This window comes from Pseudomonas sp. BJP69 (assembly GCF_007633355.1).
Taxonomy (GTDB): Bacteria; Pseudomonadota; Gammaproteobacteria; order Pseudomonadales; family Pseudomonadaceae; genus Aquipseudomonas; species Aquipseudomonas juntendi.
Map to the genome: position 1 here is coordinate 4166511 of NZ_CP041933.1, position 25725 is coordinate 4192235.

Annotated in this window: 22 protein-coding genes and 2 pseudogenes; 12 read left to right on the top strand and 12 right to left on the bottom strand. The window is 62.5% G+C overall.

All coding sequences use genetic code 11. The features are described 5' to 3' along the window. Window positions 1-2: 2 nt before the first annotated feature. Window positions 3-1094: an MBL fold metallo-hydrolase gene (locus FPB55_RS19475; protein WP_144189109.1), complete on the bottom strand. Its 1092-nt coding sequence runs from the start codon at window positions 1092-1094 to the stop codon at window positions 3-5. Between the two features lie 129 nt (window positions 1095-1223). On the opposite strand from FPB55_RS19475, the pseudogene FPB55_RS19480 reads away from it, so the two are divergent. The 4 genes and pseudogenes from FPB55_RS19480 to FPB55_RS19495 form a co-directional block, all read left to right on the top strand. Beyond that, a pseudogene (locus FPB55_RS19480) lies at window positions 1224-2126 on the top strand (diguanylate cyclase); the annotation flags it as partial. A 51-nt stretch (window positions 2127-2177) separates the two neighbouring features. Further along, window positions 2178-3538 (top strand): IS3 family transposase gene (locus tag FPB55_RS19485; RefSeq protein ID WP_225786126.1). Its coding sequence is split into 2 segments (ribosomal slippage): window positions 2178-2646 and window positions 2646-3538, totalling 1362 coding nucleotides; the frame shifts between segments, so codons are not numbered across the junction. Between the two features lie 26 nt (window positions 3539-3564). Further along, window positions 3565-3741: pseudogene (locus FPB55_RS19490) on the top strand (diguanylate cyclase); the annotation flags it as partial. A gap of 51 nt (window positions 3742-3792) precedes the next feature. Then, window positions 3793-6357 carry an EAL domain-containing protein gene (locus tag FPB55_RS19495; RefSeq protein WP_125854521.1) on the top strand — a complete coding sequence of 855 codons (2565 nt, stop codon included), beginning with the start codon at window positions 3793-3795 and terminating at the stop codon, window positions 6355-6357. Window positions 6358-6427: 70 nt separating this feature from the next. On the opposite strand, the gene FPB55_RS19500 is transcribed toward FPB55_RS19495, so the two are convergent. Beyond that, a complete protein-coding gene (locus tag FPB55_RS19500; RefSeq protein ID WP_029885164.1) occupies window positions 6428-6757 on the bottom strand; it encodes a DUF2025 family protein in 330 nt (109 codons plus the stop codon). A gap of 125 nt (window positions 6758-6882) precedes the next feature. Next, on the bottom strand, window positions 6883-7791 hold the full coding sequence (locus FPB55_RS19505) for a LysR family transcriptional regulator (protein ID WP_115294624.1): 909 nt from the start codon (window positions 7789-7791) through the stop codon (window positions 6883-6885). A gap of 112 nt (window positions 7792-7903) precedes the next feature. Between FPB55_RS19505 and FPB55_RS19510 the strand changes: the two genes are divergently transcribed. Further along, window positions 7904-8662 (top strand): SDR family oxidoreductase, encoded by a 759-nt coding sequence (locus FPB55_RS19510; RefSeq protein WP_115294625.1) that lies wholly within the window; start codon window positions 7904-7906, stop codon window positions 8660-8662. Window positions 8663-8684: 22 nt separating this feature from the next. Here the strand turns inward: FPB55_RS19510 and FPB55_RS19515 are convergent, their stop codons facing one another. The 7 genes from FPB55_RS19515 to FPB55_RS19535 form a co-directional block, all read right to left on the bottom strand. Further along, window positions 8685-9542: an HlyD family secretion protein gene (locus tag FPB55_RS19515; RefSeq protein WP_144189111.1), complete on the bottom strand. Its 858-nt coding sequence runs from the start codon at window positions 9540-9542 to the stop codon at window positions 8685-8687. Window positions 9543-9554: 12 nt separating this feature from the next. Further along, window positions 9555-9761: a DUF1656 domain-containing protein gene (locus FPB55_RS19520; protein ID WP_009684629.1), complete on the bottom strand. Its 207-nt coding sequence runs from the start codon at window positions 9759-9761 to the stop codon at window positions 9555-9557. Then, window positions 9748-11736 (bottom strand): FUSC family protein, encoded by a 1989-nt coding sequence (locus FPB55_RS19525; protein ID WP_054890183.1) that lies wholly within the window; start codon window positions 11734-11736, stop codon window positions 9748-9750. The genes FPB55_RS19520 and FPB55_RS19525 overlap by 14 nt, the downstream gene beginning before the upstream one ends. Before the next feature lie 244 nt (window positions 11737-11980). Beyond that, window positions 11981-12097: a cytochrome c oxidase subunit CcoM gene (gene ccoM / locus FPB55_RS26930; RefSeq protein WP_003254862.1), complete on the bottom strand. Its 117-nt coding sequence runs from the start codon at window positions 12095-12097 to the stop codon at window positions 11981-11983. 135 nt (window positions 12098-12232) lie between these two features. Beyond that, complete coding sequence (locus FPB55_RS26415) at window positions 12233-12394, bottom strand: hypothetical protein (RefSeq protein ID WP_009684626.1); 162 nt, start codon at window positions 12392-12394, stop codon at window positions 12233-12235. A 67-nt stretch (window positions 12395-12461) separates the two neighbouring features. Beyond that, the gene (locus tag FPB55_RS19530) at window positions 12462-12791 is read right to left on the bottom strand and encodes a hypothetical protein (RefSeq protein ID WP_009684625.1); all 330 of its coding nucleotides are present in this window, start codon (window positions 12789-12791) and stop codon (window positions 12462-12464) included. A 63-nt stretch (window positions 12792-12854) separates the two neighbouring features. Next, window positions 12855-13550 carry a hypothetical protein gene (locus FPB55_RS19535; RefSeq protein WP_144189113.1) on the bottom strand — a complete coding sequence of 232 codons (696 nt, stop codon included), beginning with the start codon at window positions 13548-13550 and terminating at the stop codon, window positions 12855-12857. 151 nt (window positions 13551-13701) lie between these two features. On the opposite strand from FPB55_RS19535, the gene rapA reads away from it, so the two are divergent. Together rapA and FPB55_RS19545 are read left to right on the top strand one after the other, a co-directional pair. Continuing rightward, a complete protein-coding gene (gene rapA, locus FPB55_RS19540; protein WP_125854520.1) occupies window positions 13702-16548 on the top strand; it encodes an RNA polymerase-associated protein RapA in 2847 nt (948 codons plus the stop codon). Between the two features lie 266 nt (window positions 16549-16814). Continuing rightward, a complete protein-coding gene (locus FPB55_RS19545; protein WP_144189115.1) occupies window positions 16815-19079 on the top strand; it encodes an EAL domain-containing protein in 2265 nt (754 codons plus the stop codon). On the opposite strand, the gene FPB55_RS19550 is transcribed toward FPB55_RS19545, so the two are convergent. Next, entirely contained in the window at window positions 18979-19866 is an 888-nt protein-coding gene (locus FPB55_RS19550; protein ID WP_125854518.1) for an NAD(P)-dependent oxidoreductase, read from the bottom strand. The two genes, FPB55_RS19545 and FPB55_RS19550, sit on opposite strands and share 101 nt — an antisense overlap. A 165-nt stretch (window positions 19867-20031) precedes the next feature. Further along, window positions 20032-20343, bottom strand: coding sequence for a DUF2288 domain-containing protein (locus FPB55_RS19555; protein ID WP_009684620.1), 312 nt, complete (start codon window positions 20341-20343; stop codon window positions 20032-20034). 358 nt (window positions 20344-20701) lie between these two features. Between FPB55_RS19555 and FPB55_RS19565 the strand changes: the two genes are divergently transcribed. The 5 genes from FPB55_RS19565 (at window position 20702) to FPB55_RS19585 (ending at window position 25645) form a co-directional block, all read left to right on the top strand. After that, the gene (locus tag FPB55_RS19565; RefSeq protein WP_009684619.1) at window positions 20702-21817 is read left to right on the top strand and encodes a branched-chain amino acid ABC transporter substrate-binding protein; all 1116 of its coding nucleotides are present in this window, start codon (window positions 20702-20704) and stop codon (window positions 21815-21817) included. A gap of 185 nt (window positions 21818-22002) precedes the next feature. After that, complete coding sequence (gene livH, locus FPB55_RS19570) at window positions 22003-22926, top strand: high-affinity branched-chain amino acid ABC transporter permease LivH (RefSeq protein WP_008097482.1); 924 nt, start codon at window positions 22003-22005, stop codon at window positions 22924-22926. Further along, entirely contained in the window at window positions 22923-24179 is a 1257-nt protein-coding gene (locus tag FPB55_RS19575) for a high-affinity branched-chain amino acid ABC transporter permease LivM (RefSeq protein ID WP_009684618.1), read from the top strand. Before livH ends, FPB55_RS19575 begins: the two co-directional genes overlap by 4 nt. Further along, window positions 24176-24943 (top strand): high-affinity branched-chain amino acid ABC transporter ATP-binding protein LivG, encoded by a 768-nt coding sequence (gene livG, locus FPB55_RS19580; protein WP_009684617.1) that lies wholly within the window; start codon window positions 24176-24178, stop codon window positions 24941-24943. The genes FPB55_RS19575 and livG overlap by 4 nt, the downstream gene beginning before the upstream one ends. Continuing rightward, the gene (locus tag FPB55_RS19585; protein WP_029887511.1) at window positions 24944-25645 is read left to right on the top strand and encodes an ABC transporter ATP-binding protein; all 702 of its coding nucleotides are present in this window, start codon (window positions 24944-24946) and stop codon (window positions 25643-25645) included. Window positions 25646-25725 lie beyond the last annotated feature (80 nt).

Consider the following 25725-nt stretch of genomic DNA (forward strand, 5'->3'; position numbering starts at 1 on the left):
CACTAGCGCGCCGCAACGCTTCGCTCACTCTTCAGGCTGCGCTGACGCACCGGGCGGGGCTGCCACCAGTTCTGCCCGGCATGCGGCGAGTCCAAGCTCACCCGCTCGCCCATCAGCGGCGTACTGAGCCGTACCTGGGCCTGGTTTGCCAATGCCAGGATGCGCTCGAAGGGTTCCTGCCAGCCGTGGGTGGATAAGTCGAACGTGCCATTATGGATCGGCAGCATCCAGCGCCCGCGTAAATCCAGGTGGGCCTGCAGACTCTGCTCTGGCTGCATGTGCACATCAGGCCAGGCGAGATTGTAGGCGCCGGTCTCGACCAGGGTCAGATCAAACGGCCCAAAGCGCTCGCCAATCAGCTTGAACCCGTTGAAATAGCCCGTATCGCCACTGAAGAACACCCGTACGCCTTGGTCGATGATCACCCACGACGCCCACAAGGTGCGATTGCTGTCCAACAGCCCACGCCCGGAAAAGTGCTGGGCCGGGGTAGCAATAAAACGCACACCCTGCACTTCGCTTTCCTGCCACCAGTCCAGCTGACGCACCTTCGCTGGCGCAACGCCCCAACTGATCAGCAGCTCACCCACGCCAAGCGGGGCCAGGAAAACCCCGGTTCGCGAGGCCAGCTGGCGGATTGCCTGCTCGTCGAGGTGATCGAAATGGTCGTGCGACAACACCACCGCCGCCAGTGGCGGCAGCTGGTCAAGCCCCAGCGGGGGCGCATGGAACCGCTGCGGGCCGGCCCACTGCACCGGTGAGGCGCGTTCGGCGAATACCGGGTCGGTAATGAAGAAGCGCCCTCGCAACTTCAGCAATACCGTGGAATGGCCCAGCCGCCACAAACTGCGGTCTGGCGCATCGAGCACCTGCTGGCGGGTCATCGGTTGCAGGCTGACCGGCGTGGTTGGCCGGGTATTCGGCGGTTTGCGCAGGAACAGGTACTTCAGACCGATGCGCAGCTTCTTCAGCACGCCATCTTTCGGTAGCTGCGCCTGATTGTGAAAACGCCCGTCACGCTGGGGCGCCGGGTCACCGGCAGCATTGGCCAAAGGAACCATCAGCAACACTCCTAGCAACAGGAAAGTCCGCATGTTACCCCACAGTGATCGCATCAACCGTGAATTGGCTTGTAAGGTCATTTTTCAGTGGGGCGACACTGTTCGACAATATTCATGCGATTTATGCGATAAACGGTACCCCGGTAGAAGAACATGACCATGATGCACAACCGCAGCGGCAAAGGCCTTTCGTTCGTCAAGCGCATCTACCCGCCACGTGTGGTGGGCATGGGCATCGGCCTGTTCAGCGTCATGGCTGGCGTGGCCCCGCAATCCCCGCCCACCTGGGTGTGGGGCCTGATGCTGTTCAATGGCCTGTTGTGGCCCCACGTCGCCTACTTGTGGGCGAGCCGGTCGGCAACCCCGTACCGGGCCGAGCAACGCAACCTGTTGCTGGACTCGCTGCTGGGCGGTTTCTGGGCCGCCGCCATGCACTTCAACCCGCTGCCGACCGTGACCGTGCTGTCGATGATGACCATGAACAACGTGGCCGCCGGGGGCCGGCAATTGGTGCTCAAAGGGGCTGTTGCGCAACTGGCCGGGATTCTGGTCGGCACCCTCCTGCTCGCCCCAGGCCTGCAATTGAATGCCACTGCACTGCAGATATACGCCTGCCTGCCCATGCTGACGCTGTACCCCCTGGCCCTGGGCTGGGTGTGCTACCGGCTGGCAATCCAGCTGGGCGACCATAAACGCCGGCTCAGCGCCCTGAGCCTCACGGATAGCCTCACCGGATTGCTCAACCACGGCGCCTGGAAAGACCTGTTGCTCGTTAAATACCAAAAATGCAAACAGCAAAAGGCACACGCGGTGATCGCCTTGATCGACATCGATCATTTCAAGACCATCAACGACACCTTTGGCCACGTGGTTGGCGACTGCGTACTGCGCCAGCTCAGCGCCGAGCTGCGCCGCAACCTGCGCGAGTGCGACCAGGCCGGGCGCTACGGTGGCGACGAATTCTGCGTGATCCTGCCGGGTACCAGCGAAGCTCAGGCCTGCCAGATCATGGAACGCCTGCGTGAGCAGGTTTCCGGGTATCGCAACGCGCAGCTCCCTCACCTGTGGACTGCCCCCAAGAAGTTGGACACCAATCCAATTTCTTGGGGTGTCCATATGAGCAAGTACTCAGACCAATTCAAGCTTACCGCCGTTCATGCCTACCTGGAGGGTGGTGAAGGTTTCCGAAAAGTAGCCCAGCGACTTGCAGTGGACTTCAGCCTGCTGCGGCGCTGGGTCTCCAGCTTCCAGAAACATGGCCAGTTCAGTCTGCGTAAACCAGGCCAGCGGTACAGTGCGACCTATAAGCGCTCAGTCCTTGAGTACATGCACAAGCATCAGCTTTCCTTGCGCCAGACCGCCGCCCATTTCGGTCTTGGTCAGTCTTCGCAGATAGGCATTTGGGCGCGGCAGTACTACAGTGGAAGTCCGGCTTCGCCTGCTCCCAAGAGAAGAAAACCTGCTGCCATGTCGAAAAAGCCTTACCCCATCAAACCCACAACCTCTGATGACACCGATAAAAGCCGCGACCAGTTGCTGGCTGAGCTTGAATGGCTGCGCATGGAGAACGCTTACCTAAAAAAGCTGGAAGAGTTGAAGAAGCAGGAGCGAAGGCAGCTCAAAAAACCCTGATCGTGTCTGCGCTCAAGGACAGGTTTCCCTTGGCCGCTGTTCTGGAGTTGGCGGATCTGCCGCGCAGTACGTTCTATTACCAGCTTCAAGCGCAGGCCAAACCTGATAAGCATGCTGCTCTGAAGCAGATGATTCAGCGTGTCTATCACGAGGAAAAAGGGCTTTACGGTTACCGGCGCGTTGCGATCGTGATCCGCAATGGCGGGACCTTGGTTAACAAAAAAGTGGTGGAGCGTTTGATGATCGAGCTTGATCTTCGCTCACTCGTGCGGCCGAAAAAATATCGGTCGTACAAGGGTGTCGTCGGCACCATCGCGCCCAACCTGCTGGAGCGAAACTTTATCGCGCAGCGCCCGAATCAGAAGTGGGTGACCGATGTGACCGAGTTCAAAGTGGCTCAGGAAAAAGTCTACCTCTCCCCCGTGATGGACTTGTACAACGCCGAAATTGTGGCCTACGAAGTGGCCAGCAGGCCATGCCTTGGGCTGGTCACCAACATGCTGGGCAAGGCCTTCAAGCGCCTGGGAAACAAGCCGAAACTGGTACTCCACTCGGATCAAGGCTGGCACTACCAACACTCGCAGTACCGCCACAAGCTGGCCGAGCAAGGGGTGAAGCAGAGCATGTCACGTAAAGGAAACTGCTTGGATAATGCGGCTATGGAGAGCTTTTTTGGTACGCTTAAGTCCGAATTTTTCTACCCGCAGCGCTTCAAGAGCGTTGAAGAACTGAAAGCCGGTCTGGATGAGTACATCCACTACTACAACCATGACCGCATCAAGCTAAAGCTCAATGGCATGAGCCCTGTGAAATACAGGGCTCATGCTGCAGGGGCTGCTAGCTGAAACTGTCCAACTTATTGGGGGCAGTCCACCTGCGCATCAGCCTGAGTATTGGCCTGTCGCCTTTCAATGCCAGCCTGGAGTCACCGGAACATTGGCTGCAAGAGGCAGACAAGGCGCTATACACTGCCAAGCACGCTGGCCGCGACCGGGTGAATTTTGCCGGTGGCGCAGCTACCGCACTGAAGCTGGCCTATCCTGATTGAACCTGCTGCCTCACTGCCTGGCAGGAGGTTTCCTGAAGGAGCCGCTCGCGCATGGCCAGGACTGCCAACCTCCCACCCGCCAGCCCTACCCCACGTTTCCAAGTGCGTAACCTGATCGCCGGCTTCAGCACCGTTTACGGTCTGGCTTGCCTGGTCATTCTCGGCGCGCTGTTCAACATCGCCGCAACCCTCGACCAGCAAGAGCGCGAACGCAGCGCCTTCCATGCCAATCAGGCGCTGGAGCAACGGTTACTGGCGTCGCGCCAATTCCTGTCCAGTTATGCCGTATGGGAGGACGCCTTGCAGCACTTGTCTGGCGAAGCCGACTGGCAGTGGGCCTATGATGAAAAGAACATAGGTGAATCGCTGTACAGCGCCAGCGGCTATGAAGGCGTGTTCGTCGTGGAAAACGGCCGCACCACCTATGCCCTGTTCAAAGGCCAGCCCAGCCCCGCAGGCGTAGGCACGTACATAGATGCCCCTATCCAGCCGATCATCGACCAGGCCCGAGCGGCAGCCATTGCCCGCGAGCAGATCACCCGCTTCGAGCTATTCAATGGCTGGCCGGCCGTGCTCACCGCCGCGGCCATACGGCCAGATCGCGATGTCACTGAAGGCGAAGTGAGCCAGGCGCCGGTCTTGCTGTTCGTCGACCAGCTGACCGAGGCCAAACTGGCGCAGCTGGGTAAGCGTGCAGGCCTGGCCGGCATGCGCGTTGAGAAGGAAGACGCACAAGCCCACCACCACCTGCGCATCAACCTGGGCGACACCGGCTACCATCTGTCGTGGAACAGCGTGTTGCCTGGGCGCCAGCTGCTAGGGGCGGTATTGCCTGCCCTGCTCAGCGCCCTGCTGATCCTTGGGCTGGTCATGCTCTACCTGTGCCGCCATGCGTGGCGCAGCTCCCGGGCCATCGGCTTAACGCTTGCCCACCTGCAGCATAGCAACCTGGCGCTGGAGGCCAGCGAGCAACGTTTTCGCGCGGTGGCCGAGTCGGCATCGGACTGGATCTGGGAGACCGATCGGCACCACCGCCTGACCTACTTGTCGCAACGCTTTGCCAGCGTGACGGGCTACCCGGTCGAAGACTGGCTCGGCCAACCGCTCAACCAGTTGCTGGCCTGCGACACCACGCCCTTGTCGCCCTGGCTGGATGCCCTGGCCACCGCTGACCCACAGCAGCTGGCCAACCTGCGCTGCACCTACCGCGACCAGAATGGCCAGAACCGCTATTGTCGGATTTCCGCCCGCGCCATCTGGCACCAGGACACGGCCGTGGGTTTGCGCGGCACTGCCAGCGATATCACCGACGAAGTCGACGCCCATGCGCGTATTCAGCACCTGTCCTTGCACGACCCGCTGACCGGCCTGGCCAACCGCAACAAACTGGCCCGGCACCTGGAACAGGCCCTGCTGCGCGGCACAGACTCACCGCCGTTGACCCTGTTGCTGCTTGACCTGGACAACTTCAAGCCAATCAACGACTCACTCGGCTATGCGGCTGGCGATGCGGTACTGCAGGAAGTGGCAGCCCGCCTGCGCGACACCACCCGCGACGGTGACCTGGTGGCGCGGTTGGGCGGGGACGAGTTCATCGTGGTACTTGGCGGCATGGACAACCGCCAGGAGATCGACCGCTTCTGCGCGCGCCTGATCGGCTTGCTGCAACAACCGGTCATGTTCGACAGCCAACCCCTGCACATTGGCGCCAGCATCGGCATCGCCCAGACCCGCACCCAGGGCTTCGACGCCGGCGAGCTGATTCGCTGTGCCGACATCGCCCTGTACCAGGCCAAGGCAGACGGCAAGAGCACCTGGCGCTACTTCGCCAGCGAAATGAACCAGCAGATCCAGTACCGGCGGCAACTGGAGAACGACCTGCGCCGCGCCCTGCGGAACCAGGAGTTCGAGTTGCACTATCAGCCGCGCTACCGCCTCAGCGACCTGCGCGTGGTCGCGGTCGAGGCGCTGATACGCTGGCAGCACCCCCAGGAAGGGCTGCTGGGGCCGGATACCTTCATCCCGCTGGCCGAACAGAGCGATATCATTGTCGCGCTGGGCCGCTGGGTGCTGCACGAGGCCTGCCGCACCGCCCTTGACTGGCCTGCAGACATCCTGGTGTCGGTCAACCTGTCACCGGCGCAGTTCCTGCGCAGCGATGTGGTGCAAGACGTGCGGGAAATCCTGCTGGGCACGGCATTCCCGGCGCAACGCCTGGAACTGGAGATCACCGAGAATGTGATGCTCAACGACATCGAGGGCGCGCTGGGGACCATGCTGTCGCTCAAAGAACTGGGCATGCGCCTGAACATGGACGACTTCGGTACCGGCTATTCATCGCTGGGTTACCTGCGAACGTATCCTTTCGACAGCCTCAAGATCGACAAGCGCTTCATCAGTGGCCTGAGCACCAACGGCGGCAGCGACCGTGCGGTGGTCCAGGCCATCATCAACCTGGGCAAGGCACTGGGGCTGACCGTTACGGCCGAGGGCGTGGAAACCGAACAGCAACTAGCCATGCTGCAAATGGACCGCTGCCATGAAGTACAGGGCTATTACCTGAGCCGGCCACTGGATACCGCGGCCATGCGGGCGTTGTTGCAGCGCCCCCGGTAGGCGCGGGTCGAGCCGCCCCTGCACGGTTGCGCGGCAACGCCTCGATCAACCCAACGGGCGCGAGCGGGCCTCAGCCAGTAGGCTGCACACGCCGCTCGGCGATGATTTCCGGCAAGTCGCCGCGGCGCAGGTAGATGCGCAGCGGCTCGGCGATGTTCAAGCGGTCATCCACGTGCTGGTCCAGCAACAGTGCCAGGCGCTCCCGGCACAGGGCCATACGCTGCCCCTGCTCGGGGCGCCAGACAAACTCGCTGCAGGGGGTGATGCTGGCGTCAGCGACATCCATACCGAACGCGTCTTCGGAAAAACGCACGATATGAACGCCGCGCTTGTCATGAAAGCCGACGAAGCCTTTGAGCTGGTCAGCTGCGTTGCAGATGTCCTGGGAAGTAATGGCCATGGCGTAACCTCGTGATGAAATCGGAAGATACGCACGCTGGGCAGCACAGGGTCGCCTCTGCCGGGCGCCTCGCCAGTCCAAGCCTAATGCAAGCAGCCGTGCGTGCGCCATGACCAAGCTCAACTTCACGCCGTAGCATCGACCTCGCTGCGAAGCACCTCTCCCAGCCATTGCATGAACGCTTGCACCCGGCGGGGTACATGCCGTTGCCGCGCATACAGCAGTGACACGGGCATGGCCGGCGCCTGCCAGGCCGGCAGCAGTGCGACCAGTTCGCCGCGCTGCAGGTGTTCGGCCACCCCCACCGCCGGTACCTGTATCAGCCCCAGCCCGGCCAGGCAGGCTGCCGAGTAGGCCTCGGCATTATTGACCGTTACCGCCCCAGCCATGGGCTGGTACTGCACCTGCCCACCTTGCACGTATTCGAAGCCGGCGCAGCGCCCCCCCAGGTTGCGCACGTAGTGCACCAATTGATGCCCTGCCAGGTCCTGCAGGGTACGGGGCACCCCATGGCGTGCCAAGTAAGCCGGGCTGGCACAGTTGCGCATGCTCAATTGCCCGACCGGCCTGGCCACGACATCCAGGTCATGCAAGGCGCCGATGCGCATCACGCAGTCGAAGCCCTCACGCAGCAAATCGACCTGCCGATCGGTGCAACTGAGCTCTACCTGCAAACGTGGAAAACGCTGCAGGAACCGGGGTAACGCGGGAATGATGACCCGCCGCGCCATCATCGTCGGCAGGTCGACACGCAGGCGCCCGGCCAGTTCGGCATCATCGGCGCTGAACAGGCTCTCGATCTCGTCCATACCTGACAGCAGGTCCTTGCTGCGTGTGTACAGCAAGGCACCATCCTGCGTGGCCTGCACCCGGCGGGTGGTGCGGTTGAACAGTTGCGTACCCAGCAGGCGCTCCAGCGCCCTGACCTGTTCCGACACCGTCGAACGTGGCAAGCCCAGGCTCTCGGCGGCCAGGGTAAAGCTGTTCACTTCACTGACCCGAACAAAGGTCCGCAGCAACTCCAACTTATTCACGCCCGCCCTCGACTATCCGGTTGAGGCGAACAGTATTTCCATTTTTGCAGGATTTAACACCTTCCAGCCGACCAATAACCTGTGAGCACCCACCCATCAAGAGGTTCTTACCATGACCCGCAAGATTGCCCTGATCACCGGCGCAAGCCGCGGCCTTGGCCGTAACACCGCCGAGCATCTGGCCGCCCGTGGCATCGACATCATCGGCACCTACAACAGCAAAGCGCAAGAAGCACAGGCCGTGGCGGCCACGCTGGAGCAGGCAGGTGTGAAGGCGACCATGCTGCAACTGGATGTGGGTGACGCCAGCAGCTTTGCCGGCTTTGCCGAACGGCTGGCGGGTGCCTTGCAGCAGCACCACGGTCGCCAGCGTTTCGACTTTCTGGTGAACAATGCCGGCATCGGGTTGAACGTGCCGTATACCGAAACCAGCGAGGCGCAGTTCGACCAACTGCTGAACATTCAGCTCAAAGGCCCGTTCTTCCTCACCCAACGCCTCTTGCCACTGCTTGTCGATAACGGCCGGATCATCAACATTTCGACCGGGCTGGCACGGTTTGCCCTACCAGGGTACGCCGCCTATGCCGCCATGAAAGGCGCGATGGAAGTGCTGACCCGCTACCAGGCCAAGGAACTGGGCGCCCGGGGCATTCGCGTGAACATCCTGGCGCCGGGGGCCATCGAGACCGATTTTGGCGGGGGCGTAGTGCGGGACAACCCGCAGGTGAATGATTACATTGCTGGCAACACCGCGCTGGGACGGGTGGGTTTGCCGGATGACATCGGCGCGGCGATCGCCTTGTTGCTGGAAGACGGTAATGGCTGGATCACCGGGCAGCGCCTGGAGGTTTCGGGCGGCATGTTCCTGTAGTGGCGGGTGCCTGGGCCCCGGCTCACGGCTCATGCACTTGCACACTCGCAGTCATCCCCGCACTCAGGGTCACGCCGTCGGGCACCTGGTCCAGGCGGATTCTCACCGGTATCCGCTGGGCCAGCCGCACCCAGTTGAAGGTCGGCTCAACCTCCGGCAGCAGCTGGCTGTCCGGGTTGCTGTTGCTGTCGGTGATGCCGCGGCTGATGCTTTCTACATGCCCCTGCATGGGTTCACCCGCGCCCATCAGCCAGACCTTTACCGGGTCACCCACGCGAATGCGCGGCAGCTTGGTTTCCTCGAAGTAGGCCTGGATATAGAACGTCGAATCGTCCACCAAGGCCATCACCGACTGGCCGGTGTTCACGTAGTTGCCTTCGGCCAGGCGCAGGTTGGTGATATGCCCGCTGCGCGGCGCACGCACTTCACTGCGCGCCAGGTTGATTTTCGCCACCTGCAGCTGCGCCTGGGCTTCCTGCAACTCGCCACGGGCGATGGCAGCATTGATCTGCGCGTTCTCCCGCAGCTCGGCACTGATCGCCTCGGGCCCCAGGGCGGTACGCCGGGCTGCTTCACTCTCGCGCAGGCGCAACTGCTGGGCGCGGGTTTGCGTCACCGCACTGGCCTGGTCGAACGCGGCCTGGAAACGCTCGCGGTCGATGCTCATCAACAGCTCACCCGCCTTGACCTGCTGGTTGTCATGCACCTTGAGCTGGCGCACCCAGCCGGAAACGTCAGGTGCAATCACCACCACATCGGCGCGCACACGGGCATCCCGGGTCCAGGGGGTAAGCATGTAGTACTGCCACAGTTGGTAACCGGCCAACACGGCCAGGGCCACCACACACAGGGTTACAAGAGTACGTATGGCCGCACGCATCAAAACACTCCTTTAAAAAGCTCCCAGCAGGCGTACCACCAGGAACAGCACACAAACGAAAACCGCCGCATCGAACAGCGCTTCATGCCAGATCCAGCGCGCCAACGGTGTGGCCTGCACCAGCAGGCGCAGCAGGCCGGTAAGCACCAGCGCCAGCAACACATAAAGCAGAAACGGGCTGAGCAGCACGCCCCCCACTTCCCATTCACGCAACCCCATGGGCTTCCTCCTGCCAGCGGCACCACTTGCCCCAGCTTTTCTGCAATTGCAGCACCGCGCCCTCGGCCAACCGCAGCGGGTCGCTCGCAGGCTGGCGGTGCAACGCAGCAATGAACCGTTCGCTGGCACTGTCCAGCTGTTGCCCGCGCCCGGCGGCAGGCCCTTTGGCCAGTACCGCCTCCACTTGCTGCAGGTACTCCCGCTCGGCGCCGCCCAACGGCGCCTGCGCGACCGCCAGGCACATGCGCAGGTGCACCAGTTCATCACCGATATCCAGCCCGTGCAGGCCATCGTCCCAGCGCTTGCGCTCGCCCTCGGGCAACTCGCTGGCATGCCGCGCCAACTGCATCAGGCGGTCGGCCATGCGCCCGCCGAACCAGGTATCGGCCCCGCGCAGGTCACGCCGGGTCAGGCGCACCAGGTCACTCTGGGTTGCAGCACGCAGGCGCCGCCCAAGCCAGGCCGGGTGACGGAACACCAACAAGCGAAACGCCATGACCGCTGCCGACACCCCTACCAGCATGGCCAGGGCACTGTTGAGCATGGTCGCCACGCTGAACTGCATGGCATTCACCGGCGACACCAGTACGATGAAGTGCAGGCAATAAGAGGTGGCAGTGGCGCCGGTACGCGGGTGGGCCATACCCAGCGCGCCGAACAACAGCGGCACGCCCATGCCCAGGCAAAGCAGCGCGAAGCTGCTCCATTGCGGCAGCAGAATCTGCCCGACCAGGAACGCTGCCGGTATGGCCAGGCAGATCCCGCGCAGGAAACTCAAGCCAATCTGGGCGCCATTCTCGCGGCTGGCGAACAGGCTGCAGACCACACAGGTCAGCACCAGGCCGCCCGGCGCCGAAGGCCAGGCGGTGGCCAGCCAGAAAGCGCTCATCACCAGAAACGCCAGTGCGCTACGCGAACCGAACAGCAAGGCCAGCGACCAATCGCGGTGCACGGCCAGGCCTTGGCCGACATCCTTCGGCGCCGTGCCCGCTTCCACAGCCTCCAGCGCCTGGCCGGCGGCCATTGCGTAATCCAGCAGCAGGGCCATGCGCGCCAGGCAGTAATGCTCAACCGAACTTATATGCTCATCGTGCGCGGCATCCCAGACGCGCTGGCGCAGCACCAACAGGCTGGGCTGGTCGGGCTTGTCCAGCAGCGCCCGAACTTCAGACAACCAGGGGGCCAGGTGTTCCGCCTGCTGCTCATCCAGTTGCCGCCACTGTCGGCGCACCGACCGGGAAATACGCAACAGCACCATCAGCTTCTGGCTTAGCCCCCGAATGGCACGGGCACGCTGACGCCCGCGGTTGCCTTCGAACCAGGCATGCTCGCGCTGGCTGTCGATGGCAACGATGCGCCCCAGGCTCTCCAGCAAGCCCCTGCGTGCATCGTCCTCGCCACCCAGCATCGCACTGGCGGCCTGCAGACCGTTCTGCCAGGCCTGACGCGCCTGGCCGCCAAGCTGCTGCTCGACCCGCATCGGCCAGAGCAAGGCACTGCTGGCCGTGGCGCAGAAAATACCCAGGCTGATCTCGGTGCAGCGGGCCACCGCCTGGTCGAACACCTGCAGCGGGTGGTCGATGGCCGGCAAGGTGATGATCGCTGCCGTGTAGCCGGCCAGCACGAAGGCATAGGCCCAGGCACTGCGCAACTGGGTAGAGGCGGCGGTGCACAAGGCCAGCCACAAGGCCAGGGCAATCAGAAACAGCCCCGGGGTCTGGGCGAACAGGCCCAGCAGCACCACCGCCATGACCGTACCGACAAAGGTCCCGGCCAACCGCGCCAGGCCTTTCTGCACCACCATGCCAGACAGGGGCTGGGCAACGATAAACGCCGTCATCAATGCCCAGGACGGCTGCTCCAGGCCCCAACGCATTGCCAGCCACAACGCCAGGCCACCACCGAGCAGGGTTTTGATGGCGAACTTGATGGCGAGGGGGGTGGGGGCGAACAGGGCCTGAAGCGTGATGGGCACTGGGCGAACCTTGCGGGGAGGGTAGTAGTGAAAAGATAGACAATGGCGCAGAGAATAAAGTGAAAATGAATAATTAGCTAGCTACTCATCTTCATTGCAATCCAACTGCTGCGTCAGCGCACGCCACGCTGCGCGATAGCTGGCTTGAGCCCTGCGGCCCAGTAGGCAACACGCAAATGCCAGGCAAAAAAAATGGGCGACCGAAGTCGCCCTAAATGCCTTGCGTGCTCGTGTACCCGGAAGGTCAGCGCGGCTTGCGCTTGTTCGAGTCCTTCCAGATGAAAATGCCCAGACCGGCAAAGAAAGCAACCATCAGCCCGACCGTTACCACACCGGCGATAACCACATTGTCGAAGAACATGCTGGCCTCCCCATTCGTTTGCCGTTGTCCGATGGGAGAACGTTAACCAATGTCGGGCGAGGGAAAATTGATCAGGGTCAATGGTGCCCGGGCCCGGGCACACGAGGCAGGTGCAGGGTTGACCTGCGTCAAGTTTCAGCGCTTCTTCGGCTTGCCCTTGGGCTTCTTTTTCTTGCCGGTGTTCAACGGCAGGGCCTGTTCGAATGCATTGCGCATCTCGTTCAGACGCTTTTCCTTGAGGTCATGCACGCGCTTGGCGCGTTCAGCATCGAAATCGATAAGGTTGTCTTGGCTCATGGGTGGGCTCGACGATCAACGGAGACTTGCATGATGAAGCCCGACGCAGGCGCTGACCAGCCCCGTGTCAGACTTCGATGTCCACCAGCAGCCCTTGGCGGTTGGGCTCGTCCATCAATGGCACGACCGGGACAGTATTGTCGGCGTTGACCTCGTCGCCAGGCTCGGGGTTGTAGCGCCCTGCCCCACGCTGCTGGCGCCGTTGCTGCTGGCGGCGCTGCTCATCACGCAACAGCAGTGCCTGCTCCTGCGGATCGCGCTGCTGCTTGAGGTCGATGGCAGTTTCGCCGGACGCAGGCTGCGCCGGTACCACCGGCTTGATGTCGGGGGTAGGTTTGACCGGGTCCTGTTGCGAGGTCACCGGGGCGGCACTGAGCGGTATGATCGGCGGCAGCATGGGCGTTCTCCTATGCCCGCTGTATCGGCAGGCGCGGCATTACCTTGATCTCAGGCCCAGCCTTTACTCCACATCATCGTCAGGCTCGTCGTCACTGGGCGGGCTGGCTTCGCTCCAGGGGCGCTTGTAGACCTGCTGCCAGACCGCATCCATGTGGTCACGCAACACTTGCGGGGCGTTCTTGAGCGAAGCGCTGTCGGTGCGCTCGCCCCCCACCGGGTCCTCGCCTGCGGGGCTGATCAGCGACTGCCCGGTAATGGTGTAGCTGGCCTGCCCTTCACGCATTTCGATGGCGATGTCGTGGGGGTCGATACCCCCGCCGCAAAAGGCGTGACTGGCAACTGTCACTTCGGCCACGCCATCTTTGTTCAGGTCGCTGACGTCACTGACATCCGTATAGAAGTCGACATCCAGGTCCAGGCCGGGGCACGTGGTTTCCTGCTCGATCTGCCAGCGGGCCTTGAACGCATCGCTTTGCGCCGTGCGCCCGTACAAGGCGGCCTTGAGCACCACCTTGTCGACCTCCTGCTCGCTTTCCGGGTCGCTGGCCTGGCCATCGCTGCGGCTCAATACCAGCAGCCCTTCGCCATCGCGGTCGCGAAAATGCACGCTCTTGATCGGCGCCTGCACGCCCAGCACTTCAAGCTGATCGGTGGGAATGGGGGCCAAAGGCTCGAAGGTTTTCTGCTCGCAGGCACTGAGCAGCAACAGGCTGCCCACGGCCATGGAAGCGCTGATCCAGCTGTGCTTGGCAGACATGTTGGTGCGTGGCCCTCGTCGGCGGTGCGGTACAGAGCGGTGAAACGGCTAGACTGATGGCTTTCGGCACCACTAGGTGCGCTCGGCACTTTGGTCTCACCGGCCGATCCGTTAACATAATCGGCTTTTTCATCGCGGGAGTTTAGGCAGTATGGCGCAGCAGTATCAACCGGGGCAACGCTGGATCAGCGACAGCGAAGCAGAGCTCGGCCTGGGTACCATCCTGGCGCAGGATGGTCGCCTGTTGACCGTGCTCTACCCGGCCACTGGCGACACGCGCCAGTATTCCCTGCGCAATGCGCCGCTGACTCGCGTGCGCTTCGCGCCAGGTGACCAGATCACCCACTTCGAAGGCTGGAAGCTGACCGTACGCGAGGTCGAGGACATCGACGGGCTGATGGTCTACCACGGCCTCGACGGGCAGAACCAGCCGCGCACCTTGCCGGAAACCCAGCTGTCGAACTTCATTCAGTTCCGCCTGGCCAGCGACCGCCTGTTTGCCGGGCAGATCGACCCTTTGGCGTGGTTCAGCCTGCGCTACAACACACTGCAGCACACCAGCAAGCAGATGCAGTCGGCGCTGTGGGGGCTGGGCGGTTGCCGCGCTCAGCCAATCGCTCACCAGTTGCACATTGCCCGCGAAGTCGCCGACCGCAGCGCGCCGCGGGTACTGCTGGCCGACGAAGTGGGCCTGGGCAAGACCATCGAGGCTGGCCTGGTCATTCACCGCCAGTTGCTGACGGGCCGGGCCAGCCGAGTACTGATCCTGGTGCCGGAGAACCTTCAACACCAGTGGCTGGTAGAAATGCGCCGGCGCTTCAACTTGCAGGTGGCGCTGTTCGACGCCGAACGCTTCATCGAAAGCGACGCCAGCAACCCGTTCGATGACGCCCAGTTGGCACTGGTGGCCCTGGAGTGGCTGGTAGAGGACGAGAAGGCCCAGGATGCGCTGTTTGCCGCCGGCTGGGACCTGATGGTTGTCGATGAGGCTCACCACCTGGTCTGGCACGAGGACCAGGTCAGCGCCGAATACGCCCTGGTCGAGCAACTGGCCCAGGTGATTCCTGGCGTACTGCTGCTTACCGCTACCCCTGAACAGCTTGGCCAGGACAGCCACTTCGCTCGCCTGCGCCTGCTCGACCCCAACCGTTTCCACGACCTGGCCGCCTTCCGCGCCGAAAGCGATCACTACCGCCCGGTCGCCGAAGCCGTGCAAGAGCTGCTCGACGAAGGCCGCCTGTCGCCGAAGGCACACGCCACCATCCAGGGCTTCCTGGGGGCTGAGGGCGAAGCGCTGCTGGCCGCGGTCAGCGATGGCGATACCCAGGCCAGCGCGCGGCTGATCCGTGAGCTGCTCGACCGCCACGGCACCGGCCGAGTGCTGTTCCGTAATACCCGCGCGGCGGTCCAGGGCTTCCCGGAGCGCCAACTGCACCCTTACCCGGTGGCCATGCCCGAGCAATACCGCGAGCTGCCGCCAGGCGAGAAAGCCGAGCTGTACCCGGAGGTCGCCTTCCAGGCACAGGGTGACAGCACCGACAACGAGCGCTGGTGGCGTTTCGACCCAAGGGTCGACTGGTTGATCGACACCCTGAAAATGCTCAAGCGCACCAAGGTGCTGGTCATCTGTGCCCACGCCGAAACCGCCATGGACCTGGAAGACGCCCTGCGCGTGCGCTCCGGCATTCCGGCCTCGGTGTTCCATGAGGGCATGAGCATTCTGGAGCGCGACCGGGCAGCCGCCTACTTTGCCGATGAAGAGTTCGGCGCCCAGGTGCTGATCTGCTCCGAGATCGGCAGCGAAGGCCGCAACTTCCAGTTTTCGCACCACCTGGTGATGTTCGACCTGCCGGCCCACCCGGACCTGCTGGAACAACGTATCGGCCGTCTGGACCGTATCGGCCAGAAGCACACCATCCAGTTGCATGTCCCCTACCTGCAGGGCAGCCCGCAGGAACGCCTGTTCCAGTGGTACCACGAAGCGCTCAACGCGTTCCTCAACACCTGCCCGACCGGCAACGCCCTGCAACACCAGTTCGGCCCACGCCTGCTGCCGCTGCTCGAAGGCGGCGACAGCAAGGCCTGGGACAGCCTGGTGGCCGACGCCCGTCACGAACGCGAGCGCCTGGAAGCCGAACTGCACACCGGCCGCGATCGCTTGCTGGAGCTGAACTCGGGCGGCGCGGGTGAAGGCGAGGCGCTGGTAGAAGCTATCCTCGAGCAGGACGACCAGTTCGCCCTGCCGATCTACATGGAAACGCTGTTCGACGCCTTTGGCATCGACAGCGAAGACCACTCCGAGAACGCCCTCATCCTCAAGCCGAGCGAAAAAATGCTCGACGCCAGCTTCCCGCTGGGCGACGACGAAGGTGTGACCATTACCTACGACCGCGCCCAGGCGCTGTCGCGCGAAGACATGCAGTTCCTGACCTGGGAACACCCGATGGTGCAAGGCGGCATGGACCTGGTGCTGTCCGGCTCCATGGGCAATACGGCCGTCGCCCTGATCAAGAACAAGGCGCTCAAGCCCGGTACCGTGCTGCTCGAACTGCTGTTCGTCAGCGAGGTGGTGGCACCGCGAAGCTTGCAACTGGGGCGTTACCTGCCCCCTGCGGCACTGCGCTGCCTGCTCGATGCCAACGGCAACGACCTGGCCTCGCGCGTGGCCTTCGAAACGCTCAACGACCAGCTTGAAAGCGTGCCACGGGCCAGCGCCAACAAGTTTGTCCAGGCGCAGCGCGACGTGTTGGCCAAGCGCATCAGCGGTGGCGAAGAGAAGATCCTGCCGACCCACGTCGAGCGTGTGGCCGAAGCCCAACGCCGCCTGGCAGCGGAGGCCGACGAAGAACTGGCGCGCCTGCTCGCCCTGCAAGCGGTGAACCCAAGCGTACGTGACAGCGAAATCGACGCCCTGCGCAAGCAGCGCGAAGAGGGCCTGGCAATGCTGGAAAAAGCTGCCCTGCGCCTGGAAGCCATTCGTGTACTAGTCGCCGGCTGACGCCATACCAGCACCCTTCCCCCTGGGCAGCGCAGGTGCCCGCGAAAACCGGCGAAGCCGGTGCCTGGCATCGTGCCAGGCACATCGCGGGCACGCTGCCCTTGGGCGGGTGCCATATTTCCGACAGCGATTAGGTTGATAACCAAATCGTAGAAATCAATGTGCCATTATCCAGGAAGGCTTAAACACTTGTTCCTATACTGCCTCTGGGCAGTCTGCACAGGGTTGTAGCGCAGACGAGTGAAAACTCGATCGAGAGGCATTCCATGGAGTGGCTGGGCCTGCAACTGTTCGCCGACTTGCCGGCAACCGGACGTATCCTGCTCGATTGTCGGCATGAGCCGCTGCTGGTTCTACTCGCCTACGTAGTAGCCTGCGCAGCCTGTTTCGCCACCCTCGACATGGCCGAGCGCCAGTCCCACAGCGAAGACCCTACCGCCCACCGGCAATGGAACGTACTTGGCGCCTGCTGCCTGGCCGGCGGCATCTGGGCCATGCATTTCATCAGCATGCTGGCCTTTCAGGCATCCGTCGAAGTGCACTACGACCTGCCGCTGACCATCCTTTCCCTGCTCATTGCCCTGGCGGTTGCCTGGCTGGCCATGCGCAGCCTCGATCGCAAGGACATGCGCACGCCACACATCGTACAAAGCGCGGTACTGATCGGCATGGGTATCGTCCTCATGCACTTTGTCGGCATGGCCGCGATGCAAACCGGCGCCCGGCAGTACTACCAGACCGGCCCGCTGCTGGGTGCTGCCATCATCGCCCCGCTCACCAGCCTGCTGGCATTGTACCTGGCGCGCAACTTTCGCAATGGCAGCGGCACCCTGTACCAGGCCGCGAAGTACGGCGCCAGCCTGCTGATCGCCGCGGGCATGGTGGCTTCCCATTTCACGGCGATGTCGGCAATGACCCTGGTCATCCCCAGCGATACCGCACTGCGCTTGCCGTCTGGGGATAACAGCCTGCAACTGGCGCTGGGCATCGGTTTCATCACCTTGCTGATCAGCGGTGCCAGCATCAGTGCGGCCCTGGCCGACAAGAAGCTGCAAAGCAAGGAGCATGACCTGCGCCGGGTCAGCGTGCTGCTCAGCGAACTGGACCAGGCCCGCGCGTCACTGCAGCAGGCAGCGCACTACGATGCACTGACCAACCTGGTCAACCGCCGTGGTTTCAACCAACTGTTCGCCGAACGCCTGGCCGAGCACCTGGCCAGCGAAAGCCGCCTGGCGGTGATGTTCCTGGATATCGACCATTTCAAACGCATCAATGACAGCCTTGGCCACCACGCTGGCGATGAATTGCTCAAGGTCATTGCCAACCACATCAAGGCCGCGACCCGCAGCCAGGACCTGGTGGCACGCTTTGGTGGCGATGAGTTCTGCGTGGTCACCAGCCTCAACAGCCGCGACGAAGCCCGCCACCTGGCCCAGCGCATCATGCAACGCATGAAAGACCCCATCGAGCTTTGCGGCAGGCGCATGGTGATGACCACCAGTATCGGGGTCAGTATCTTTCCGGATGATGGCAGCAGCGCCGAAGAGCTGCTCAAGCATGCGGACCTGGCCCTTTACCAGTCCAAGGACAACGGCCGCAACAGCCTGAATTTTTTCAATGACAGTATCAAGGCACGTGCCTCGATTGCCCTGCAACTGGAAGAAGAGTTGCGACTGGCGCTGCTGGAAGAGCGCGGCCTGTGCGTGCATTACCAGCCGATCTTCGACCAGCGCACTGGGGGGGTGGCCAAGCTGGAGGCCCTGGTACGCTGGCAGCACCCCCAGCATGGGCTGCTTGGGCCCGACCGGTTCATCGGCATAGCCGAAACCAACGGCCTGATCGTCGACCTCGACTTGTGGGTGTTGCGGCACGCCTGCGCCGACCTGGCACTGCTGCAGCGCGGCGGCCACGGCGACCTCAAGGTAACGGTCAACTGCTCGGCGGTGACCCTCAGCCATGACGAACTGCCAAACGAGGTGGAGAAGGCCTTGTTCCACGCCGGGGTCTCAGCGCACCAGCTGGAGCTGGAAGTGACCGAAAACGCCTTGATGGGGGATATCCAGCGCACGGTCAACCTGCTGAAACGGGTCCGCGCCCTGGGCGTCGCCCTGTCGATCGACGACTTCGGCACCGGCTACTCGTCCTTGGCCTACCTCAAGCACCTGCCCCTGGATGTGCTGAAGATCGACCGCACCTTCCTGCAAGGCGTGCCGGCCAGCCAGAAAGACCGTGAAATTGTCCAGGCAATCATCGTCATGGCGCATACCCTGCACTTGCAAGTGGTCAGCGAAGGCGTGGAAACCGAGGAACAGCGAGCGTTTCTCGCAGACCACGCCTGCGACTACCTGCAAGGCTTTCTGCTCGGGCGGCCAATGCCCTGGGCCGAGCTGCAACCCATGCTGGACCGGCTGCAGCGCACCCTCGTGGTGTTTACCCCTTGCTGCGATACAGCGTTACCAGGGTCGCCGGATCTTTATGCAGGTACCCCTGGCTACCGTGCAGGCGCATCAGTTGCGCGGCGAGGCCACTGAGCGGTGTTGCCGAACCTTGCTCGCGCGAGAACTTGACCGCGCCGTCCAGGTCCTTGAGCAAAGTGCGCACGTGCCATTTGACCGGCTCGAAGCGGCTCTCGGCCATTTGCGGTGCCAGGATCTGCAACGGCCTGGAATCGGCAAAACCACCGGCCAGCGCCTCGGCCAGCAGCGTGGCGTCCACCCCGGCCTGCTCGGCCAGGGCCACCACTTCGGCAATCACCAGCGCATTGCAGGCGACGATCATCTGGTTGCACGCCTTGGTCACCTGGCCTGCGCCCACCGCCCCCATGTGCGTGACACGCTGGCCCAGCACCTCAAGTACCGGCTGAGCGCGCTGCAGGTCCGCCGCTTCGCCACCGACCATGATCGCCAGCGTGCCAGTTTCGGCACCGGCGGTGCCGCCTGACACCGGCGCATCGAGCCAGGCCATGCCGCACAGCGCTGCCAGCTCGGCCGCCATTTCTCGGGTGGCGGTAGGCTCCAGGCTCGAGAAGTCGATCAGCAACTGGCCGCCGCAGCCACCCTCGGCAACGCCTTGCTCGCCAAACACCACCTCACGCACCACCGCCGTGTCGGCCAGGCACAACAACACCATGTCGCTGTCGCGGCACAGTTCGGCCGGGCTGCCAGCCAGACGGGCACCGGCGGCGACCAGCGCGGCGCACTTGTCCGGGCTACGGTTCCAGACCGTCAGCGGATAGCCCGCAGCCAGCAACCGGCGGCACATGGGCAAGCCCATCAGGCCAATGCCGGCAAAACCAAGCGAAGGTAGTGCAGTGTTCATCAATGACTCCCGTCAGATTCGATATCGAGCTGGTGTGCGGGGCAACCTCATTACGCATCCCGTAAACTGTTACCGCCACGCCGAATTGTTACTTACCTCTACCCGCCCTGAGCAGCACCGAGCACCAAAACGAGGCCGGTGCGCATTTTTACGCACCAAAAAAGATCACGCCTGGTCAGCACGCTTCGCCTGGATCACGATGAACGGTGACACCACCACCGCCCATATCTCTGGATCGCGGGTTTGCAGGTCCAGGGCCTGCTCTGCCGAGACAGGCCCCACAGTGCCATCACTACGCCATTTGGCGAAGATTTCACTGCGGTTCTCGGCCATCGCCTCAGCCACAGCGATCAGATCCAGGCTGGGGTCGACCCAAATCAGGTCACCCTTTGCCCAGAAACGCTCCAGCGCTTTCCACTCGATGATTGCAGTCTCGCCAAGCAATTTGGCATAGAGGGTGCTTGTTTGATCGGTCATGGGTGGTATCCGCAAAAATCGCCAATAAAAAGGCCGGCATTTTTGCAGAAAAACCCGGTTTCAAATATGTAATTTGGTCGATTAGCCCCGAACTTGTGGGCTGAAAGCGCAGATACAGGCAGTTTGATGGCGCCTTTCTGTATCTTTCTTTCGATCAAGCGACAACCCAGGAAGCAGGCACTTTTTGACCGCTTTTCAAGCGATCCGACAGCGCTCTACACTGTACCGGTACAGTTCCGGGACATGTTCCGGGGGAAAGGTGGGCTTGCGCGTTGGCATGGCCACGCCGCAAATCCCGCCCGGTCTGTAGCCCTGGCCGCCAGGACTATAAGAATTACAACAGAATGAGTGGAGCACTATGATCAAGATTTCCAAGCTGTTCGCCGCGATGGTACTGGCCGGGGTAGCCAGCCATTCGTTTGCCGCCGATACCATCAAGATCGGCATCGCCGGCCCCAAGACCGGCCCTGTAACCCAGTACGGCGACATGCAGTTCATCGGCGCCAAGCAAGCCATCAAGGATATCAACGCCGCTGGTGGCGTCGATGGCAAAATGCTTGAAGCCAAGGAATACGACGACGCTTGCGACCCCAAACAGGCCGTGGCAGTCGCCAACAAGGTGGTCAACGACGGCGTCAAGTTCGTCATCGGCCACCTGTGCTCCAGCTCCACCCAGCCGGCATCGGACATCTACGAAGACGAAGGCGTGATCATGATCACCCCGGCCGCGACTTCGCCGGAAATCACTGCCCGTGGCTACAAGCTGATCTTCCGCACCATCGGCCTGGACAGCGCTCAGGGCCCGGCGGCCGGCAACTACATCGCCGACTTCGTCAAACCGAAAGTGGTGGCGGTACTGCACGACAAGCAACAGTACGGTGAAGGCATCGCCACCGCGGTCAAGCAGACCCTGGAGAAAAAAGGCACCAAGGTCGCCGTGTTCGAGGGCCTCAACGCGGGTGACAAGGACTTCTCCTCGATCATCCAGAAGCTCAAGCAGAACAACGTTGACTTCGTCTACTACGGTGGCTACCACCCAGAGCTGGGCCTGATCCTGCGCCAGGCTCAGGAAAAAGGCCTGAAAGCCAAGTTCATGGGCCCGGAAGGCGTGGGCAACGACTCCATCTCGCAGATCGCCCAGAACGCCTCCGAAGGCCTGCTGGTCACCCTGCCGAAGTCGTTCGACGCCGACCCTGCGAACAAGAAGATCGTCGACGCCATCAAGGCTGACGGCAAAGACCCAAGCGGCCCGTTCGTATTCCCTGCCTACTCGGCTGTGGAACTGATCGCCCAAGGCATCAAGGCCGCCAAGTCCGAAGACACCGACAAGGTGGCCGAGGCCATCCACGCCGGCACCTTCAAAACCCCGACCGGCGAGCTGTCCTACGACGCCAAAGGCGACCTGAAAGACTTCAAGTTCGTGGTCTACGAATGGCACTTCGGCAAGCCGAAGACCGAAGTCTCCCCTCAGTAACTGCGTGACTAATAGCTGACCTAGAAGCCCACTGTGCGAGCAGTGGGCTTTGTTTTACGAGGTTCATGGGCCTGGCCCCCGCGATCCGGGGGCGGGCTCACCTGAAAATCTTAAAACCGTCACCCGCGGTTTCCTGGCCTTACCCTCGCCAGCGAAATGCAAATCAGGTTTTTAGGAGCGCTGTAATGCCTGAGATCTACCATTTCTTCCAACAACTGGTTAATGGATTGACCATCGGCAGCACCTATGCCTTGATCGCCATCGGTTACACGATGGTGTACGGCATCATCGGCATGATCAACTTCGCCCACGGCGAGGTGTACATGATCGGTTCGTATGTGGCCTTCATCGCCCTGGCGGGCCTGGCTATGATGGGCATCCACTCGCTGCCCATCCTGATGACCGTTGCCTTCGTCGCGACGATCTTCGTCACCAGTGCCTACGGTTACAGCATCGAACGGGTTGCCTACCGCCCCCTGCGCAACAGCAACCGCCTGATCCCGCTGATTTCCGCCATCGGTATGTCGATCTTCCTGCAGAACACGGTCTTGCTGTCGCAAGACTCCAAGGACAAGTCCATCCCCAACCTGATCCCCGGCAGCTTCTCGTTCGGGCCAGGTGGCGCGGAGGAGGTCCTGATCAGCTACATGCAGATCTTGGTGTTCGTGGTCACCCTGGTGGCCATGACCCTGCTCACACTGTTCATCTCCCGTTCCCGCCTGGGTCGCGCCTGCCGCGCCTGCGCCGAGGACATCAAGATGGCCAACCTGCTGGGCATCAACACCAACAACATCATCGCCCTCACCTTCGTCATCGGTGCCGCCCTGGCAGCCGTGGCGGCCGTGCTGCTGAGCATGCAGTACGGGGTGATCAACCCCAACGCCGGCTTCCTGGTGGGCCTGAAGGCCTTCACGGCGGCGGTACTGGGTGGCATCGGCAGCATCCCGGGCGCCATGCTCGGCGGGCTGGTGCTGGGCGTGGCCGAAGCGTTCGGCGCCGATATCTTCGGTGACCAGTACAAGGACGTCGTGGCATTCGGCTTGTTGGTTCTTGTCCTGCTATTCCGGCCGACCGGCATCCTGGGCCGCCCGGAGGTTGAAAAAGTATGAACAGAAATCTCAAACAGGCGTTCTTCAGCGCCTTGCTGGTCTGGGCCGTGGCCTTCCCGGTGCTGGGCCTGAAACTGAGCATCGACGGCATCAGCCTGGTGGTGCACAGCCAAGGCACGTTCACCATCAGCATCATTGCCGTGTGTTCGCTACTGATGTTCCTGCGGGTACTGTTCGACCGGCAGTGGAGTGCGGTGATGGGCCGCCGCTCGGACCGCAAACTGATCCCACCGGCAGTCAGCAACTACCTGACCCTGCCGAAAACCCAGCGCTACGTGATCATGGGCCTGATCGTCGCCGCATTGGTGTGGCCGTTCTTCGGTTCACGCGGCGCGGTCGACATTGCCACGCTGATCCTGATCTACGTGTTGCTGGGCCTGGGCCTGAACATCGTGGTTGGCCTGGCGGGCCTGCTCGACCTGGGTTACGTGGGTTTCTACGCCGTCGGCGCCTACAGCTACGCCATGCTGTCGCATTACCTGGGGTGGAGCTTCTGGGTATGCCTGCCGATCGCCGGCCTGATGGCCGCCACCTTCGGCTTCCTGCTCGGCTTCCCGGTGCTGCGCCTGCGCGGCGACTACCTGGCGATCGTGACGCTCGGCTTCGGCGAGATCATCCGCCTGTTCCTGCGTAACCTCACCGACTGGACCGGCGGCCCCAACGGCATCAGCAACATTCCCAAGCCGGAGTTCTTCGGCCTGACCTTCGAACGCCGTGCCGCCGAGGGCATGCAGACCTTCCATGAGTTCTTCGGCTTGCCGTACAACTCGATCAACAAGGTTATCTTCCTCTACCTGGTGGCCCTGCTGCTGGCCCTGCTGGCACTGTTCGTCATCAACCGCCTGCTGCGCATGCCGATCGGCCGCGCCTGGGAAGCCCTGCGCGAAGACGAGATCGCCTGCCGTGCACTGGGCCTCAACCCGACGGTGATCAAGCTTTCGGCGTTCACCCTGGGTGCCTGCTTCGCCGGTTTCGCCGGCAGCTTCTTCGCTGCACGCCAAGGCCTGGTGACGCCCGAGTCGTTCACCTTCATCGAGTCGGCGATCATCCTCGCCATCGTCGTGCTCGGCGGCATGGGCTCACAACTGGGCGTGATCCTCGCGGCCATCGTGATGATCCTGCTGCCAGAGCTGATGCGGGAGTTCAGCGAATACCGGATGCTGATGTTCGGTGCGCTGATGGTGTTGATGATGATCTGGCGTCCGCAAGGCCTGCTGCCTATGCAACGTCCACACATGGAGCTGCGTCGATGAGCCGCGAAATTCTGCAAGTCAGCGGCCTGAGCATGCGCTTCGGCGGCTTGTTGGCGGTCAACGGCGTGGGCCTGACCGTCAAGGAAAAACAGGTCGTGGCACTGATCGGGCCGAACGGCGCCGGCAAGACCACGGTGTTCAACTGCCTGACCGGCTTCTACAAGCCCAGCGGCGGCACCATCCTGCTCGATGGCCAGCCCATCCAGGGCCTGGCCGGGCACCAGATCGCCCGCAAAGGCGTGGTGCGCACCTTCCAGAACGTGCGCTTGTTCAAGGAAATGACCGCGCTGGAAAACCTGCTGATCGCCCAGCACCGTCACCTCAACACCAACTTCTTCGCTGGCCTGTTCAAGACCCCGGGCTTCCGCCGCAGCGAAAAGGAGGCCATGGAGCGCGCGCAGTACTGGCTGGAAAAGGTCAACCTGACCGAGTTCGCCAACCGTACCGCCGGCACCCTCGCCTACGGCCAGCAGCGCCGCCTGGAAATCGCCCGCTGCATGATGACCCAGCCGCGCATCATCATGCTCGACGAGCCGGCAGCTGGCCTGAACCCCAAGGAAACCGAAGACCTCAAGGCCCTGATCGGCTACCTGCGTGAGTCGCACAACGTCACCGTGCTGCTGATCGAGCACGACATGAAGCTGGTGATGAGCATTTCCGACCATATCGTGGTGATCAACCAGGGCACCCCCCTGGCCCACGGCACGCCGGAGGAGATCCGCGACAACCCTGATGTGATCAAAGCCTACCTGGGGGAAGCGTAAATGCTGAAGTTCGAGAACGTTTCCACCTTCTACGGCAAGATCCAGGCACTGCACAGCGTCAACGTGGAGATCAACCAAGGCGAGATCGTCACCCTGATCGGTGCCAACGGGGCCGGCAAGTCGACCCTGCTGATGACCCTGTGCGGCTCACCCCAGGCGCACAGCGGCAGCATCAAGTACCTGGGTGAAGAACTGGTCGGCCAGCCGTCCTCGCACATCATGCGCAAGAGCATTGCGGTGGTACCGGAAGGCCGCCGCGTGTTCGCCCGCCTGACCGTCGAGGAGAACCTGGCGATGGGTGGTTTCTTCACCGACAAAGGCGACTACCAGGCGCAACTGGACAAAGTCCTGCAGTTGTTCCCGCGCCTGAAGGAGCGCTACGCCCAGCGTGGCGGCACCATGTCGGGTGGCGAGCAGCAGATGCTCGCCATTGGCCGTGCGCTGATGAGCAAGCCCAAGCTCCTGCTGCTCGACGAACCCTCGCTGGGCCTGGCGCCAATCATCATCCAGCAGATCTTCGACATCATCGAACAGTTGCGCCGTGACGGCGTAACGGTGTTCCTGGTGGAACAGAACGCCAACCAGGCGCTGAAGATTGCCGACCGGGCATACGTGCTGGAAAACGGCCGGGTGGTGATGCAAGGTACCGGGGAAGCCTTGTTGACCGACCCGAAGGTGCGCGACGCGTATCTGGGTGGTTGATTGGGGAAAGGGCCTTCACAGGCCCTTTTTTCTGCCTGCAAGGAACGTGTTGTCTGCATCGCCCCCCGTCGCCGGCAAGC